Raw genomic sequence first — 16,300 nt, forward strand, 5'->3', positions numbered from 1 at the left:
GTGAAGGCGGACCGGCCGACATGACAGGATGCAGCGCGTGCCCTCGGACAACGCAGGGTCCTCGGTCGCCGCGGACGCATACGTCGCGGACCTGCACATCCACTCCCGGTACTCGCGTGCCTGCAGCCGCGACCTGACGCTGCCCAATCTCGCCTGGTGGGCGCGTCGCAAGGGCATCGCGCTGCTCGGTACCGGCGACTTCACCCACCCGGCGTGGTTCGACCACCTCCGGGAGAGCCTGCACCCGGCCGCCGAGCCCGGCCTGTTCCGGCTCAGCGGAGAAGCGGAACGCGACGTCGCCCGCAAGTTGCCGCCGATTCTGCAGGCCGGCGAGCCGGCCCGGTTCATGCTCAGCGTGGAGATCTCCACGATCTACAAGCGCGACGACCGCACCCGCAAGGTGCACCACCTGATCTACCTGCCCGACTTCGAGGCGGCCGCCCGGTTCAACACCGCGCTGGGCCGGATCGGCAACCTGACCGCGGACGGCCGCCCGATCCTCGGCCTGGACTCCCGGGACCTGCTGGAGATCGTGCTCGAGGCCAGCCCCGACGGGTACCTGGTCCCGGCACACATCTGGACGCCGTGGTTCTCCGCGCTCGGCTCCAAGTCCGGTTTCGACGCGATCGCCGACTGCTACGCGGACCTGGCGGACCACATCACCGCGGTGGAGACGGGCCTGTCCTCCGACCCGGAGATGAACTGGCGGGTCTCCAGCCTGGACCGGTACCGCCTGGTGTCCAATTCGGACGCGCATTCGCCGGCCGCGCTGGCCCGCGAGGCGACGTTGTTCACCGGCACCCCGGACTACTTCGCGGTGAAGGACGGGCGGGGCCTGGCCGGCACGCTCGAGTTCTTCCCGGAAGAGGGCAAGTACCACGCGGACGGCCACCGCGCCTGCGGAGTGAACTGGTCCCCCGCGCAGACCCGGGAGAACGCCGGACGCTGCCCCGAGTGCGGCAAGCCGCTGACCGTCGGCGTGCTGAGCCGGGTCGAGGATCTGGCCGACCGGCCCGGCGGCGAGGGACGGCGCGCCCCGGCGGTCGAGCACCTGATCCAGCTGCACGAGATCCTCGGCGAGATCAACGGCGTGGGCGCCAAGTCGAAGACCGTCGAGGCCCAGCTCAACCACGTCGTCGCGACGCTCGGCGCGGAACTCGACATCCTGCGCAGAGTGCCGGTCGACGACATCGGCCGGGCCGGCGGCGAGCAGCTGCGCGAGGCCGTCACCCGGCTGCGGCGGGGCGCGGTCCGGCGGATTCCCGGGTACGACGGCGAGTACGGCGTGATCACCCTGTTCGAGCCGGGTGAACTGCGGAACCGCGCCGCCGCCCCGCAGGCTGAGACGCTGTTCGACGTGCCGCAGCAGCGCACCGCCCCGGCGGTCGGGCGGGCCCCGGTGCCCACCGCACCGGCGCGCGAGTCCGCGAAGAAGAAACCGGCGCCCAAACCGGTGGCGCCGCCACCGCCGATCGCGCCGCCGCCGTCGCCGCACGAGCCGTTCGAGCCGATGCTGGCCGGGATGGAAGAGGTCGGCACCGGCCTGCTGGACCGGCTGGACGCGATGCAGCGGGTGGCCGCCTCGGCGCCGGGCGGACCGTTGCTGATCGTGGCCGGCCCGGGCACCGGCAAGACCCGGACGCTCACCCACCGGATCGCGTACCTCTGTGCCGAGCTGGGGGTCTTCCCGGAGCGCTGCCTGGCCATCACGTTCACCCGGCGCGCCGCCGAGGAGCTGCGCGAACGGCTCGACCATCTGCTCGGTGACGTGGCCGAGGACATCACGGTCGGCACGTTCCACTCGGTCGGCCTGACCATCCTGCGGGAGAACGCCAAGGCGGCCGGTCTGCCGGCGGCGTTCCGGATCGCCGACGACACCGAGCGGGCGCAGGCGCGGGAGCAGGCCGGGGACGACGATGCGGCGTACGCGAAGCTGCTCCGCCAGCAGGACCTGGTCGACCTGGACGACCTGATCACCTTGCCGGTGACCCTGCTCGGCGACGACCCGGCGCTGGTCGAGCGGTACCGCAAGCGCTGGCAGTGGATCTTCGTGGACGAGTATCAGGACGTCGACGAGCAGCAGTACGAACTGCTGCGGCTGCTCAGCCCCGCGGACGGCAACCTCTGCGCGATCGGCGACCCGGACCAGGCCATCTATTCGTTCCGCGGCGCCGACGTCCGGTACTTCCTGCGCTTCAACACCGACTTCACCGACGCCCGCCTGGTCCGCCTGACCCGCAACTACCGCTCGTCCGCGCCGATCCTGGCCGCCGCCGTGCAGGCCATCGCGCCGACCTCGCTGGTGCGCGGGCGGCGCCTGGACCCGGCCCGGCTGGACCCGGAGTCGCCGCTGGTGGGCCGGTACTTCGCGGCGAGCGTCGCGGACGAGGCCGACTTCGTGGTCCGTACCGTGGACGAACTGGTCGGCGGACTGTCGCACCGGTCGCTGGACTCCGGCCGGGTGGACTCCCGCGCGGTCGCGCCGGGCACGCTGTCCTTCTCGGACATCGCGGTGCTGTACCGCGCCGACGCCCAGTCCGGCCCGATCATGGAGGCGCTGTCGCGGGCCGGCGTGCCGGTGCAGAAGCGCTCACACAATCGACTCCGGGACCGGGCCGGCGTGCAGGTGATCGCTCGCGAGCTCCGGCACGCGGACGGCCTGGGCGGATCGCTCCCCGCGCGGGTCAAGCTGACCGCGCAGGTGCTGGCCCAGCGGTACGCGGCGCCGACGCTGGACGCGGAACAACTGGCCCCGGACGACATCTGGGCCGCCGCCGAGCTGCTGATGCCGCTGGCCCACCGGATCGGCGACGACCCGTCCCGGTTCCTGCAGGAGATCGCCACCGGCGCCGAGGTGGACGCGCTGGACCCGCGGGCCGAGGCGGTCAACCTGCTCACCCTGCACGCCGCGAAGGGTCTCGAGTTCCCGGTCGTGTTCCTGGTCGGCTGCGAGGACGGCCTGCTGCCGCTGCGCTGGCCGGGCGGCACGCCGACGGACGACGAGGTCGCCGAGGAACGCCGGTTGTTCTTCGTCGGGCTAACCCGGGCGCAGGACCGGTTGTACGTGTCGCACGCGGCGCGCCGGTTCCGCCACGGCAGCGAACGCGAGCAGGGCCCGACGCCGTTCCTGGACGCGATCGACGCCGGCCTGTTCGAGCGCATGGGCGACGCCGTTCCGGCCCGCCCCAAGGACCGTCAGCTGCGCCTCCTCTAGACGCCACGCCGGCTCGGGCAGGCGGGCGCCCGGAGGACGGTCCACAAGCGTCGACGGCCACCCCGCCCCCCAGCCACACCTCACCCCACCCGGCCCACCCCAGCCCAGCCCAGCCGCACCCTGCCCAGCGCGCCGAGTCGCGTGTGAAGTAGAGGCGCGCTACTCGCCGCAACCCCACACGCCCCAGCCACCCGAGCACCGCGTGTGAAGTAGAGGCGCGCCACTCGCCGCAACCCCACACGCCCCAGCCACCCGAGCACCACGTGCGGAGCAGAGGCGCGCCACTCGCCGCAACCCCACACGCCCCAGCCACCCGAGCACCACGTGCGGAGCAGAGGCGCGCTACTCGCCGCATCCCCACACGCCCCTGTCACCCGAGCACCGCGTGCAAAGTTGTGGCGCGCTATGCGCCGGAACGCCACACGCGGCGCCACCCGAACCCAACGAGCGACAACGGCGCGCTCGACAATCGAGCAGCGATACTGAAGATGTTGGAGGGGAGGGCAGATCTTGGAGGCGGCGCGCCCTCCCGGGGGCCATTTCGCTCCAAGAATCGCCTCCGCCTCCAAGAGATCTGAACACTCCGCTAGATCCGGCGGACCACAGGCAACCCCGCGGACACAGGAACCCGCGGACACAGGTAACTAGTAGCCGCGGGAAACAGGACGGATCAGCCTTCGCCCAACCCGGCTGTCCGCCCTGGGCAGCGCGCCTCGCGAGGCGGTCATCGGACGGTCAGCGGAACGGCCAGGGCGGCGCCCGCCAGCAGGGCCGGCCCGAACGGCAACGGGGTACGGCGCCCGGCCCGGCGGCGGAGCAGCAGCCAGATCGCGACCGGCCCGTTGATCAGGTGTGGCAGCACCAGGCCGGCGACCAGGGTCGGCCACCCGAACCAGCCGAGCAGGAACGCCAGCACCGTGGCCAGCTTCACGTCGCCCAGGCCGAGTCCGTCGCCGGGCAGCAGCGCCAGCCCGAGGTGCCCGAGCCCGGCCAGCGCCGCCGCCAGGCAGGCCCGCCACCAGCCGGTGCCGCCGCCCGGCAGGACGACCGGCACCACGACGACCGCGGCCAGCGCGCCGACCAGGGGGTCGGGCAGCCGCAACGAGCGCAGGTCGGCCTCGGCGAGGCGGAGGCCGAGCACGACCGCGGTCATCAGCACCGGCAGCAGCGGCGACGGCCCGGCGACGGCACCGAGACCCCCTGCCGCGGCGGCCCCGACCGGGACGGCCCGCCACGTGTGCCAGTACCGACGGGACGCCGCACCGGGGCGTACCCCTGGAAAAACCCACGCGGCCGCGGCCGCGCCGAACAGCGCGGCACCGACGCCGGTCGCGAGAAGCATGCGGGGAACGTAGCGGGACCGGTACGCGCGGCACGGCGCGTTTTCGCGGCCCTGGGGAAAACTCGCGGGTTCGGGTCGCGTTACCGACACTGGCGGCGAAATGCCGTCCTTGCTCCACTGATCCGCGCGATTCCGGGAGGGAGGTCGGCGGGGCCGCACGCTACCGTGTCGTACAGCGAATCTTCCTGGAGGACTCCCTGATGACTGCAAACGGCCCGTATCCCGGCCCGCCGTCGCAGCCGTGGTCCGGTGGGGGTTCCGAAGAGCCGTACACCGCGCCCGCCGATCCGTGGGGGGAGCAGTCGACCGCGTCGGCGCCGGAGTCGGCGGCCTGGGGTGGGCAGCCTCCGTCGGTCCCGCCCGCCATGTCGACGTCGACGGGCTATCCCTCGCCGTACGCCGCGCCGATGCACAACACCGCACCGCCGGTCTGGGGGCAGCCGGTCGCGCCGCAGCGCCGCCGGAACACGCCGATGGTGGCGTTGGTGGTCGTGCTGATCCTGTTGATCTGCGGCGGCCTCGGCACCACCGCGTGGCTGCTCACCCGGCCCAAGGATCCGCTGCGCAGCACCGGGCCGGGTCCGGTGGCGCCGTCCGTCCCACCGGCCACCGAGGAGGCCGCCGATCCGCAGCCGCGCAGCAGCTCGGACGCCCGGTTCGTGGCCAAGGGGCAGTGTGTCCGCAACGAGGGCACCGAGAGCGTTCCGGAGATGAAGATCGTGCCGTGCGCGAGCGGGACGTTCGAGGTGCTCAAGCGGGTGGACGGGCGCACCACCGGGGAGGCGGACGCGGAGAGCAAGTGCGGCAAGGTGCGCAACTACACGAAGTGGTTCTTCTACGACAGCGAGCTGGACAGCCTCGACTTCGTGCTCTGCCTCCGGGAACGGTAGGACGCTCTAGCCTTCTCTAGCAAATGAGCTAGAGAATCGTAGACGCGACTCGATAGCCATCTCTAGCGCATCAGCTAGAGAGCCCGATACGGTGCTATCCGTGGATCCGGTGCGGAACCCGTACGCTCCCGGCGCCGGCCAGCGCCCACCCGAGCTGGCCGGGCGCGGCCGTGAGCTGGACGCCTTCGACGTGGTGCTGGAGCGGGTCGCCCGCGGCCGTCCGGAGCGCAGCCTGGTGCTCACCGGTCTGCGCGGGGTGGGCAAGACCGTGCTGCTCAACACGCTGCGGTCGGCGGCCATCGGGCGGCTCTGGGGCACCGGCAAGATCGAGGCCCGGCCCGACCAGTCGCTGCGCCGCCCGGTCTCCGCGGCACTGCACATGGCGATCCGCGAGCTGACCCCGCACCACCGCGATCCGGAGCGGGTGGACGAGGTGCTCGGCGTGCTGAAGGCGTTCGCGCTGCGAGCCAACGACGCCAACGCGAAGCTGCGGGATCGCTGGGCGCCCGGCATCGACGTGCCGCCGGCCCGCGGCCGGGCCGACTCCGGCGACATCGAGATCGACCTGGTCGAGCTGTTCACCGACGCGGCGTCGCTCGCCACCGACGTGGGCACCGGCATCGCGCTGTTCATCGACGAGATGCAGGACCTGGGTCCGGCCGACGTGTCCGCGCTCTGCGCCGCCTGCCACGAGCTGTCCCAGATCGGCGCGCCGCTGATCGTCGTCGGGGCCGGCCTGCCGCACCTGCCGGCGGTGTTGTCCGCGGCGAAGTCGTACTCCGAGCGGCTGTTCCGGTACCAGCGGATCGACCGGCTGGACCGGATCGCCGCCGACCTGGCGCTGTGCGCACCCGCCGCCCGGGAGGACGTGGAGTACGAACCGAAGGCGCTCGACCTGCTCTACGAGAAGTCCGGCGGCTATCCCTACTTCGTCCAGGCGTACGGGAAGGCGACCTGGGACCACGCGCCGCAGTCGCCGGTCACCGACGCCGACGTCCGGGTCGCCGCCCCGGAGGCGGAGGCCGAACTCGCCGTGGGCTTCTTCGGTTCCCGGTTCGAGCGGGCCACGCCGGCCGAGCGGGAGTACATGCGCACGATGGCGACGCTCGCCGGGGACGCCGCGGACGACATGGACGCCGCCGTGCCCACCTCCGACATCGCGGCGTCGCTGGGCCGCAAGCCGGCCAGCCTGTCCCCGGCCCGGGACGCGTTGATCAAGAAGGGGCTGATCTACTCCGGCGAGCGGGGGACGGTCGCGTTCACCGTCCCGCACTTCGGCCGCTACCTGCGTACCCAACCCTGACTAGACGGCACTCCAGGGCGGCGGCGGGTAGAGCACCTCACCGGGTACGACCGGGCCGCGCAGCGGCAGCACCTGCCAGGCGTCGCCGAACGACGACCACGGTCCGGTGATCCCGTGCGCCGCCCCCGGCCCGAACCCGAACCGGCCGTAGTACGCCGGGTCGCCGAGCACCACGACCAGGCTCTCCCCGGCGGCCCGCAGCAGCGCGTCGCGGATCACCGCACTGCCGTGCCCCTGCTTCTGCCGCTCCGGCAGCACCGCCACCGGGCCCAGCGCCAGTGCCGGCACGTCGCCGTCCGGGCCGGCCACCACGATGCGGCTGAGCAGCGCGTGCGCGATCACCGTGTGGTCCTCGACGGCCACCACGGACAGCTCCGGCAGCCAGGCGTCGCCGGCGCGCAGCGCGTCCACCAGGTCCGCCTCCGCGGTGGTCTCGAACGCGGCCGCCAGCACGGCGCGGATGCCGGGGAGGTCGTCGGGGCGTTCCGCCCGCAGCTCGGTCATGCACCGGCACCCTACGCCACCGGGCCATCCGCAGGATGTCGCGCAGATCCGGCACAACGCGGGTATAACGAGCGTTATGAAGCCCGTACGGAGTGCCGCTCGCGCCATGCTCGCCTCGATCTTCGTCGTCAGCGGAGCGAAGATTCTCGTCAATCCGGACTCGAAGGTGGACACCGCCAGGCGGGTCACCGACCGGGTCGGTCCGCTGATCGAGCGAACGGACCCACGCCTGCCCGCCGAGCCGCGCGACCTGGTGCGGGTCAAGGCGGGCGTGGACGTGCTGGCCGGCCTGCTGCTGGCGACCGGTCATCTGACCCGTCCGGCGGCCGCCGTGCTGGCCGTCAACCTGGTGCCCACCACGCTGGCCGGCCACTCGTTCTGGAGCATGCCGAAGGAGGAGCGGTCCGGCCACCAGGTCCACTTCCTGAAGAATCTCGGCCTGCTCGGCGGGCTGCTGCTGGCCGTGGCCGACACCCAGGGCAAGCCCGGCCTGAAGTACCGCACCACGCACGCGGTCGGCCGTTCCCAGCGTGAGGTCCGCCGCGCGGTGCGCACGGCACGCCGGGAGGCGAAGATCGCCGCGATGTCCGCCGCGGCCGGTCGCAAGCTGCCGGGGTGACCTTCCCGCGCCCCCGGCGTTGAACGTCCGGGGGCCACACGGGTGGCCGGAGCCTTCTAAGCTCTCGACGGGAAGAACCGTGCCCGGAACACGAGAGCGACGCGGGGGTCGTGCATGCCGGCGGTGATGGAACGAGCGCGCGGCCGATTGACCGCGCGACGGTCCATGATGGCCGGACTGGTGGTGGCGGTCGCGACCGTCGCGACCGCCGGGTACGCGATCCGGTACGACTTCGCCGGCCTGCAGCTGAACACCGACGCCCTCCGCAGCTGGCTCGACGGCGACGGGCTGTACTCCTACCGGGCGCCCGGCTCGCATCTCGGCGCGGCGCTGACCCCGGTCGCCGCCGGGGCGCTGACGCCGCTCGCGGTCCTGCCGCTGACCGTGGCCGGGTGGCTGCTCGCACTGGTCGGCGTGGCCGCGCTGGCGCTGGCCCTGATCGCGCTGGTCGGCCCGGTCGCCCGCCGGTACGGCCGGAGCCGCGGCCCGGTGGTGCTCGTCGCGACCCTGACCGCGCTGGCCGTCGAACCGGTCCGGGCGGCGCTCGGGCTGGGCCACCTCGACCTGGTGCTGTTCGGCCTGATCACCGCGGACGTGGTCGCCCTGCGGCGGGGCGCCTGGGCCCGGAGCCGGGCGGCGTGGTGGCCCGGCCGGCCGGCGTCCGCGCCGGCACACCGCCGGTCGGTGGGTCTGCTGCTGCGCAAGGGCTGGGCCACCGGTGCCTGGGCCGGCGCCGGCGTCGGGCTGGCCACCGTGCTGTCGGTCGGTCCGGCGCTGTTCATCGTCTACTTCGCCGTGACCCGGCAGTGGCGGGCCGCGCTCACCGCGACCGGCACCGCGGTCACGCTGGCCGGTGGTGCGTTGCTGGTCGCGCCGCGGGAGACGGCCGCGTGGTTCGGCGAGGTGCTGTGGCGGCTGGACCGCACCGGTGGCGTGGACCGGGTGGAGAACCAGTCGCTGGCCGGGGTGCTGGCCCGCCTGTACGACTCGGCGACCACCCCGGTGCTGCTGTGGCTGTCGTTCTCGCTGCTGCTGGTTGCGGTGGGCATGATCCGGGCCCGGTCGGCGCACGCCGACGGCGACGAGATCACCGCGTTCACGCTGATCGGGTTGACCGGCGCGATCGTCGGACCGGTCACCCCGACGCACGAGCTGGTGTGGGTGCTGCCGGCGATCCTGATCCTGGCGGACGCCGCGGCTCGGCAGCGGGTGCAGGCGCGACGGTCGCTGCGCGGGTTCGGCAGCCGCCACCCCGGAGCCGGGTACGCCTCGGCGGCGGTGCTGGTCGTCCTGCTGTTCGTGGTCGCTCCGCTGTGGATGGCCGACGAGGTGGGCGGGCTGGCCGGGCTGCTCGGCGGGAACGCGTACGCGCTGGCGCTGATCGTGCTGATCAACGCGCTGCCCTGGCGGCCGGGGGTGGCTCCGGCGTTCCCGGTGAACCGCTGGCTACGGCGCCGGCCGGTGACGCGCCGGATACCGCCGGCCCGGCGACCCACGCCCTAGCTAGGGGCAGTTCACCCATTCCTCGGCGCCGTCCGTGAAGACCTGCCGCTTCCAGATCGGCAGCCGCGCCTTGGCCTCGTCGACCAGCCGCCCGCAGGCCGCGAACGCCGCCGCCCGGTGGGCCGTGCTGACCGCCGCGACGAGGGCCACGTCGCCGATCGCCAGCGTGCCGATCCGGTGCGAGACCGCCACCGCGTACACGTCGGGGTCGGCCGCGATCTCCGCGGCGACCTCCCGGAGCACCGCCTCGGCGCTGGGATGGCCCTCGTACTCCAGCAGCGTGACGCCGCGACCGTGGTCGTGGTCGCGGACCACGCCCTGGAAGGACACCACGGCGCCGGCGCGCGGGCCGGCCACCGCGGCCTCGTGTGCGGCCAGGTCCAGCGGCGCGTCACCGACCCACACCAGCGTCACACTCACGGCCGTTCCCCCTTCAGCAGCGGCAGCGGCAGGAACGGCACGGTGTCACCGGCCGCCGCCTGGGTGTCCGGGCGGACCACCACGAAGCCGTGCGCGTTGGCCAGGCCGCGGAGCATCGCGGAGCCGACGTGCCCGACCGGCGTGGCGGACCGTCCATCGTGGTCGAGCGCGGCCAGCGCCAGGTGGGTCTGGCTGCCCCGGCCCGGCACCGCCCGGGTGACCCGGACGTGCGGCAGCGCCGGCAGCGCCCGGCCGTGCAGGCCGGCCAGCAGCGGCGCCACCAGGCTGATCAGTGCGATGACCGCGGACTGCGGGTTGCCGGGCAGGCCGGCCAGGAAGCGGGTACGCCCGTCGTCGCCGGTCAGCCGGGCCAGCAGCATCGGAAAGCCGGGCCGGACCGCGACCGTGTTCACCACGTACTCGGCGCCGAGCGCGGCCAGCGCCGGGTGCAGATGGTCGACCGGGCCGTGCATGGTGCCCCCGGTGGTGCAGACCAGATCGGCCGTGGCCAGCGCGGACCGGAGCGCGTCGACGTGCGCGTCCAGAGTGTCCTGGACCGGACCGAGCACCGCGCCGGGGTCGATCACCGCGCCGTACCGCCGCAGCCAGCCGGGCACCTGCGGGCCGAGCGAGTCCCGGACCCGGCCGTCGCCCGGCGTGCCGCGGGTGAGCAGTTCGTCGCCGAACACCAGCAGGGCGGCGCGCGGCTGGGCGCTGACGGTCAGCGTCTCGTAGCCGCAGGTGGCGGCGACGCCGATGACCGCCGGGTCGACGGCGGTGCCGGCCGGCAGCAGTTCCTCGCCCTTGGTGGCCTCCTCGCCGGGCAGGCGCCACTCGGGGGCGGCGCGGGGCGTGCCGCTCACCAGCCCGGCGTCGTCGCGGGTGGAGTCCTCGATCCGGATCAGCGCCTCGGCACCGGCCGGCACCATCGCGCCGGTGGCGATCTCCATGCAGGTGCCGTCGTGGTCCAGCACGGGGGCGGTGCCGCCGGCCAGCACGCGGCCCACCGGCCGCCAGGGCCCGGTGCCGCGCACCGCCCACCCGTCGATACTGGCGGTCGGGAACGCCGGCAGGTCGGTGAGGGACAGCAACGGTTCGGCGAGGGTACGTCCGTCCGCGTCGGGCAACGGCACCGCCTCGGCCGGGCCGGCGGCCGACCGTCCCGCCGCATAGGCCAGGGCCCGTGCCTCTTCCCAGTCCACCGGGGTGCTGTCCGCGCTCACCCGCCGAGCCTATCCAGCCGCCGGGTGGTCGCCGCCGCGGAGTTGCTCGACGGTGTGCCGCAGGATCGGGCCGAGCACGGCGAGACCGTCGCGCGCCCCGCCGGTCGAGCCGGGCAGGTTCACCACGAGGGTACGGCCGGCCACGCCCGCCAGCCCCCGGGACAGCGCCGCGGCGGGCACCCGGTCCCGGCTGTACGCCCGGATCGCCTCGGCGATGCCCGGGATCTCGAAGTCGAGCAGTCCGCGCGTGGCCTCGGGGGTGCGGTCGGTCGGCGTGACGCCGGTGCCGCCGCTGGTGAGCACCACGTCCACCCGGTCCGCGACGGCCGCGCGCAGCGCCTCGGCGACCGGTTCGCCGTCGGGCACCACGACCGGCGCGTCGTCCACCTCGCAGCCGAGGTCGCGCAGGCCGGACACCAGCAACGGGCCGCTGGTGTCCGCGTACACGCCGGCCGCGGCCCGGTTCGACGCCACGATCACCCGGGCCCTCACGGCCGGTCCTCGGGGCGTACCCACTCGCCGGTCTTGCCGCCCTCCTTGCGCAGGACCCGCACCGCCTCGATGCTCGCCGCGGGGTCGACCGCCTTGACCATGTCGATCAGCGCGAGGCCGGCGGTCGCCACCGCGGTGAGCGCCTCCATCTCGACGCCGGTGCGGTCGGCGGTCCGCGCGGTGGCAGTGATGTCGACGCCGCGGTCCGTGACGGCCAGGTCCACGGTTACCCCGTGCAACCCGATGGGGTGGCAGAGCGGCACGAGTTCCGAGGTCCGTTTCGCACCCATGATCCCGGCCAGCCGGGCTACCGCGAGTGCATCGCCCTTGGGCACTCCGTCACCGCGGAGCAGGGCGACCACCTCCGCGGTGGTGACCAGCCGCCCGGCGGCGACGGCGCGGCGGACGGTCACCTCCTTCCGGGACACGTCCACCATGCGCGCGGCGCCGGTCTGATCCACGTGGGTAAGCAGGGATTCGTCGGGCATAACGGGAGCTTATAGAAACATTTCAAGTTTGTGAGTTAGCGCTACGGCGACGCGCACAGCACAATTTCCGTACGACAATGTCCGAAGATCTATCCCCTGATCAGGGGCACGGAGAGTCTCTCGATAACTACAACTGAGTGGATATTGATTGTCAATCATGTCGGTCATCGAAACGCCACTGTCCGCATCGCGAACAAACCGTCCCGCACAGTAATTACATTGCTCTGTGTTTCCGTCCATAAGCGCGCGGTAACTAGATCGCGGAGGGTTCTCGCGTTCTGCGCATAGGGACACAAACCACTACCAACTTCTCTCTTCGTGTCATACGTTCTGTCCGTCGCGACACGACAGGTTCAGCGATCGGACGAGGGCCGCGCGAACGGCACCTCGACCGACAGGGGGTTAGGAGTAACGCCATGCGCGGAATCGAGTGGGGCTGAGGTAGATGCACCCGACCTGGACCCCAACTACGCTGGTGGAGGGTCCGCCACGGCCAGGCCGACCTGCCGCGGTTGAGAGGAACGGGTTGACCCGCGATCAAAGTTCCAACGACGACGTGACCGGTAAGCAGCTCCGGCTGCTGATCGGTCTCGTCGTCGTTATGGGCTGCGGCGCCATCGCCTGGTCGGCCGGCGCGCTGCTGCTGTCCGAGCACCCGGTGCCGCACCCCGGCATGCTGGTCGGCCTGGTGCTCGGCATCGCCCTGGCGAGCCGCACCTCGGTGTCGATCCGCGTGCAGAGCAGTCAGTTCGGCATTTCCTGGACCGAGGTGGCCGTGCTCATCGGCCTCACCGTGGTCCCGGCCGCCTGGGTGGTGCTGTGCACCGCGGTGGCCATCGCCGGAGCCCGCGTCATCGAGCAGAAGCCGCTCCAGCGCTCGGTCTTCAGCGTCGCCAAGGAGACCCTGGTCGCCGCGACCGCCGCCGCGATCTACCTGATCGCCGGGATCGGCTACCCGGACGAGCCCAGACTGCACGCCGCCACGGTGGCGCTCGCGGTGGTGGCGATGTGGATCGTCGACGAAAGCCTGAGCGTCCCGGTGGTGGCGCTGGCCAACCGCATGCGGCTGCGCTCCATGGTCCGGGTCAACATCGAGCTCCGGATCGTCTCGATGATCGCCCGCTACGCCGTGGCCATCCTGGTGCCCGCCATCCTGATGGCCGACGAGAGCCTGCTGCTCGTCGTCCCGCCGCTGGTGCTCTGCATCCATCTCTGGCAGACCGGTCACTCCCGCAGCAAGGAGGAACGCCGGTCCTGGCAGCAGCTCGCCAACGCCACCGAGGAACTCAACGACGTCGACCTGGCCGCGGTGCTGCACTCGGCGGTGACCCGCGCACCCCAGCTCTTCTCCGTCGAGCAGGCCGAGGTCCAGCTCTACCGGCCGGACGGCGACCGGCTGGTCCGCGGGACGCGCAGCGCGGTGACGTACGACGGCGACCCCGCGGAGGCGGAGGACCTTCCCGGTCCGATGATTCCGGCCGAGCTGGCCGGGCAGGACGGCGAGGCGCCGATCGGGGTACTGCGGCTGCGGTCCGGCGGTGCGGTGCGCCTGACCAAGCCGGAGACGTACAAGCTGCAGGCGTTCGCGTCCGGGCTGTCCACCGCGATCGGCAACGCCCTGGCGTACGCGGAGTTGCAGCGGATCTCCGCCGAGCACGCCCACGCCGCCACCCACGACCCGCTCACCGGGCTCGCCAACCGCCGCCAGCTGTTGGAGCGCGCCGCCGAGGCGTTCGAGTCCCGGATCGACGAGGGCATGTTCGCGCTGCTGCTGATCGACCTCAACCACTTCAAGGAGGTCAACGACACGCTCGGGCACAACTCCGGGGACCGGGTGCTGTGTGCGGTGGCGGAACGGCTGCGCGAGGCCGCCCGCCCCGGGGACCTGGTGGCCCGGCTCGGCGGCGACGAGTTCGCGGTGCTGCTGAGCGGCCTGCCCACGCCCGCGGTGGCCGCGCACCGCGCCGACACGCTGCTGGCCGCGCTGAGCCGCAGCATCGAGGTGGACGGGATGCGGCTCACCGTCGAGGCGTCCGGCGGCATCGCCCTGGTGCCCGGCACCGGCGGCGTCACCGAGCTGCTGCGGCGCGCCGACGTGGCGATGTACCAGGCGAAACGCTCGAATCAGCGGATCGTCAACTACGTACACGCCCGGGACACCGCGGACGTCGGCCGGCTCATGCTCGGCGGCGAGCTGCACCGGGCCGTCCGGGAACACGAGTTCGTCGTCGACTTCCAGCCGATCGTCGACCTCGGCACCGGCGAGGTGGTGTCCGCCGAGGCGCTGGCCCGCTGGCACCACCCGGAACACGGCGACCTCACGCCGCTGCAGTTCCTGGAGACCGTGGAACGCTCCGGGCAGCTGCCCGCGTTCGCCGACGCCGTCCTGGAGCAGTCGCTGTCCGCGTTCGGCACCTGGCGGGAGGCCGGCTTCGACCTGCCGGTCGCGGTCAACGTGTCGCCCCGCAGCCTGCTCGATCCCGGGTTCCCGCCCGCCGTCCTGGCCCGCCTCGCCAGCCACGCCGTGCCGCCCGACCGGCTGGTGCTGGAGCTGACCGAGACCCTGACGATCAGCCAGCTGGAAGTGGTCGAGCGGGCCCTGCGGGAGCTGCGCGGCGCCGGCGTGCGGCTGGCTCTGGACGACTTCGGCACCGGCGTCTCGTCGCTGTCGGTGCTGTCCCGGATCCCGGTGCACCAGTTGAAGATCGACCGCGAGTTCGTCAAGGCGGTGGAGACCTCGTCCGAGGCGGCGGCGGTCATCCGGTCCACCGTGGACCTGGCCCGCAGCCTGCGGCTCACCGTGGTCGCTGAGGGCGTGGAGAGCGAACCGCAACGGCACGCGCTGTGGGAGCTGGGCTGCATCGCCGGCCAGGGCCACCTGTTCGCCCGCCCGATGCGCGCCGGCCGGATGCTCGCCGCCCTGCAGCGCGGCTCCGCCGGCCGGCCCGGGGTGCTGGCCGACCCGCTGCACACCGCCGGTTCCGTCGTCCGCATGCCGAAGCGCCGTCCCGGCGGCCGGGGCAGATCGGCTCTGCCACACTTGCCGGCGTGACCATCGCCCCCGGCACCCTGCTCACACGCGCGGACCGGGCCGCCGGAGGGCTGGCCGCCGACGCCGGCCTCTACGCGCTCGCCGCCGGGTTCGCACTGCTCACCGCGTTGACCTCCACACTGCTCCCGCACCGCGCCTGGGGTGCGGTCGCGGCGTGGGCGTACCTGGCCGCGGGCGCGGTGGTGGCCGGGCAGCTCGTGCTGCGCCGGCCGGCCGGCCGGATGCTGCTCACCTGGGTCACGTTCGCCGGGGTCGCGCTGCTGCCGCTGGTCGTGCAGGCGGTGCAGCGGGCCGGTGGGCGGACCGACCGGGCACAGGAGGAGGTGCTGGTCGTCGAGCACATGGGTGAGCGGCTCGCCGCCACCGGCACCCCCTACCTGGCACCGGACGCGATCGCCGCCCTGCCGCCCGGGGAACAACTGCTCGGATACAGCCCGTACCAGCCGGGCATGGCGATCTTCGGACTCCCCCGTGCCTGGGCCGGCGACGGCTGGTGGACGGACGCGCGGGTCTGGTTCGCGGTCGCCACCGTCGCCGCGCTGCTCGGTGCGTGGCAGGTGCTCCGCGGCACCGGCCGGCCGGCACCGGTCCGCGGCATCCAGGCGGCGACCGTACTCCCGATCTGTGCCCTCACGCTGGCCACCGGCGGCGACGACCTGCCGGTGCTGGCCCTCGCCCTGCTCGCCCTCGCCTGCTGCGCGGCCGACCGGTTCGGCGCCGCCGGCCTCGCGATCGGCGCGGCCGCGGCCCTCAAACTGTTCGCCCTGCCGGTGCTGATCGTGCTGGCCGTGCTGGCCGTCGCCACCCGGCACGGCCGCCGGTTCCTGCCCGGTGCGCTCGGCCTCCCGGTGCTGGCGCTGGTGCCGGCGTTCGCGGTGGACTCCGACGCGTTCGTGGAGAACGTGATCCGGTTCCCGCTCGGACTCGGCCTGGTGACCAGCCCGGCGCAGTCCCCGTTCCCCGGCTACCTGATCGCGTCCGCGCTGCCCGGCGGGCGTTACCTCGCGGCCGGGCTGCTGGTCGCGGCCGGTGCGGCGATCGCCGTGCTGCTGCTGCGGCGCCCGCCGCGCACGGCCACCACGGCCGCACTGTTCTGCGGGTACGGTCTGCTCGCCGCGATCCTGCTGATGCCGACCACCCGGTTCGGGTACCTGCTGTACCCGATCGCGCTGCTGGTCTGGGCGGCGGCACTCAGGAATCCCACAGGTACAACAGCCCCGCGACGGGACGCGGCCTTGTACCGTTTGTGA

General features: G+C 73.3%; 13 protein-coding genes. 7 read left to right on the forward strand and 6 right to left on the reverse strand.

All coding sequences use genetic code 11. The features are described from left to right. Positions 1 to 28 precede the first annotated feature (28 nt). Positions 29 to 3,214, forward strand: a complete 3,186-nt coding sequence (locus LDL48_RS07355; RefSeq protein ID WP_225254260.1) for a UvrD-helicase domain-containing protein — start codon at positions 29 to 31, stop codon at positions 3,212 to 3,214. Positions 3,215 to 3,938: 724 nt separating this feature from the next. Here the strand turns inward: LDL48_RS07355 and LDL48_RS07360 are convergent. After that, positions 3,939 to 4,556 carry a prepilin peptidase gene (locus LDL48_RS07360; RefSeq protein ID WP_225254261.1) on the reverse strand — a complete coding sequence of 206 codons (618 nt, stop codon included), beginning with the start codon at positions 4,554 to 4,556 and terminating at the stop codon, positions 3,939 to 3,941. Between the two features lie 200 nt (positions 4,557 to 4,756). On the opposite strand from LDL48_RS07360, the gene LDL48_RS07365 reads away from it, so the two are divergent. Beyond that, positions 4,757 to 5,446 carry an LppU/SCO3897 family protein gene (locus tag LDL48_RS07365; RefSeq protein WP_225254262.1) on the forward strand — a complete coding sequence of 230 codons (690 nt, stop codon included), beginning with the start codon at positions 4,757 to 4,759 and terminating at the stop codon, positions 5,444 to 5,446. 100 nt (positions 5,447 to 5,546) lie between these two features. After that, the gene (locus LDL48_RS07370; protein ID WP_225254263.1) at positions 5,547 to 6,749 is read left to right on the forward strand and encodes an ATP-binding protein; all 1,203 of its coding nucleotides are present in this window, start codon (positions 5,547 to 5,549) and stop codon (positions 6,747 to 6,749) included. On the opposite strand, the gene LDL48_RS07375 is transcribed toward LDL48_RS07370, so the two are convergent. After that, a complete protein-coding gene (locus LDL48_RS07375) occupies positions 6,750 to 7,253 on the reverse strand; it encodes a GNAT family N-acetyltransferase (protein WP_225254264.1) in 504 nt (167 codons plus the stop codon). A 76-nt stretch (positions 7,254 to 7,329) separates the two neighbouring features. Between LDL48_RS07375 and LDL48_RS07380 the strand changes: the two genes are divergently transcribed. Next, positions 7,330 to 7,872, forward strand: a complete 543-nt coding sequence (locus tag LDL48_RS07380) for a DoxX family protein (RefSeq protein ID WP_225254265.1) — start codon at positions 7,330 to 7,332, stop codon at positions 7,870 to 7,872. A gap of 147 nt (positions 7,873 to 8,019) precedes the next feature. Further along, a complete protein-coding gene (locus LDL48_RS07385) occupies positions 8,020 to 9,375 on the forward strand; it encodes a glycosyltransferase 87 family protein (RefSeq protein WP_225254266.1) in 1,356 nt (451 codons plus the stop codon). Here the strand turns inward: LDL48_RS07385 and LDL48_RS07390 are convergent, their stop codons facing one another. The 4 genes from LDL48_RS07390 to moaC are packed head-to-tail and all read right to left on the reverse strand — an operon-like array spanning position 9,376 to position 11,998. Continuing rightward, complete coding sequence (locus tag LDL48_RS07390) at positions 9,376 to 9,795, reverse strand: molybdenum cofactor biosynthesis protein MoaE (RefSeq protein WP_225254267.1); 420 nt, start codon at positions 9,793 to 9,795, stop codon at positions 9,376 to 9,378. After that, the gene (locus LDL48_RS07395; RefSeq protein ID WP_225254268.1) at positions 9,792 to 11,018 is read right to left on the reverse strand and encodes a molybdopterin molybdotransferase MoeA; all 1,227 of its coding nucleotides are present in this window, start codon (positions 11,016 to 11,018) and stop codon (positions 9,792 to 9,794) included. Before LDL48_RS07395 ends, LDL48_RS07390 begins: the two co-directional genes overlap by 4 nt. A gap of 9 nt (positions 11,019 to 11,027) precedes the next feature. Further along, positions 11,028 to 11,534, reverse strand: a complete 507-nt coding sequence (locus LDL48_RS07400; RefSeq protein ID WP_225254269.1) for a MogA/MoaB family molybdenum cofactor biosynthesis protein — start codon at positions 11,532 to 11,534, stop codon at positions 11,028 to 11,030. Next, complete coding sequence (moaC, locus tag LDL48_RS07405; protein ID WP_225254270.1) at positions 11,507 to 11,998, reverse strand: cyclic pyranopterin monophosphate synthase MoaC; 492 nt, start codon at positions 11,996 to 11,998, stop codon at positions 11,507 to 11,509. The genes LDL48_RS07400 and moaC overlap by 28 nt, the downstream gene beginning before the upstream one ends. A 601-nt stretch (positions 11,999 to 12,599) precedes the next feature. Between moaC and LDL48_RS07410 the strand changes: the two genes are divergently transcribed. Both LDL48_RS07410 and LDL48_RS07415 read left to right on the forward strand, forming a co-directional pair. Next, entirely contained in the window at positions 12,600 to 15,050 is a 2,451-nt protein-coding gene (locus tag LDL48_RS07410) for a putative bifunctional diguanylate cyclase/phosphodiesterase (protein ID WP_372472070.1), read from the forward strand. Next, positions 15,047 to 16,300 carry a glycosyltransferase 87 family protein gene (locus LDL48_RS07415; RefSeq protein WP_225254272.1) on the forward strand — a complete coding sequence of 418 codons (1,254 nt, stop codon included), beginning with the start codon at positions 15,047 to 15,049 and terminating at the stop codon, positions 16,298 to 16,300. Before LDL48_RS07410 ends, LDL48_RS07415 begins: the two co-directional genes overlap by 4 nt.

The organism is Jidongwangia harbinensis, from assembly GCF_020216025.1.
Taxonomy (GTDB): domain Bacteria; phylum Actinomycetota; class Actinomycetes; order Mycobacteriales; family Micromonosporaceae; genus Actinoplanes; species Actinoplanes harbinensis.

Excerpts from the sequence above, each read along its gene's own strand:
- LDL48_RS07355 (WP_225254260.1), top strand. The coding sequence starts at position 29 with ATGCAGCGCGTGCCCTCGGACAACGCAGGGTCCTCGGTCGCCGCGGAC.
- LDL48_RS07360 (WP_225254261.1), bottom strand. The coding sequence starts at position 4,556 with ATGCTTCTCGCGACCGGCGTCGGTGCCGCGCTGTTCGGCGCGGCCGCG.
- LDL48_RS07365 (WP_225254262.1), top strand. The coding sequence starts at position 4,757 with ATGACTGCAAACGGCCCGTATCCCGGCCCGCCGTCGCAGCCGTGGTCC.
- LDL48_RS07375 (WP_225254264.1), bottom strand. The coding sequence starts at position 7,253 with ATGACCGAGCTGCGGGCGGAACGCCCCGACGACCTCCCCGGCATCCGC.
- LDL48_RS07380 (WP_225254265.1), top strand. The coding sequence starts at position 7,330 with ATGAAGCCCGTACGGAGTGCCGCTCGCGCCATGCTCGCCTCGATCTTC.
- moaC (WP_225254270.1), bottom strand. The coding sequence starts at position 11,998 with ATGCCCGACGAATCCCTGCTTACCCACGTGGATCAGACCGGCGCCGCG.
- LDL48_RS07410 (WP_372472070.1), top strand. The coding sequence starts at position 12,600 with ATGGGCTGCGGCGCCATCGCCTGGTCGGCCGGCGCGCTGCTGCTGTCC.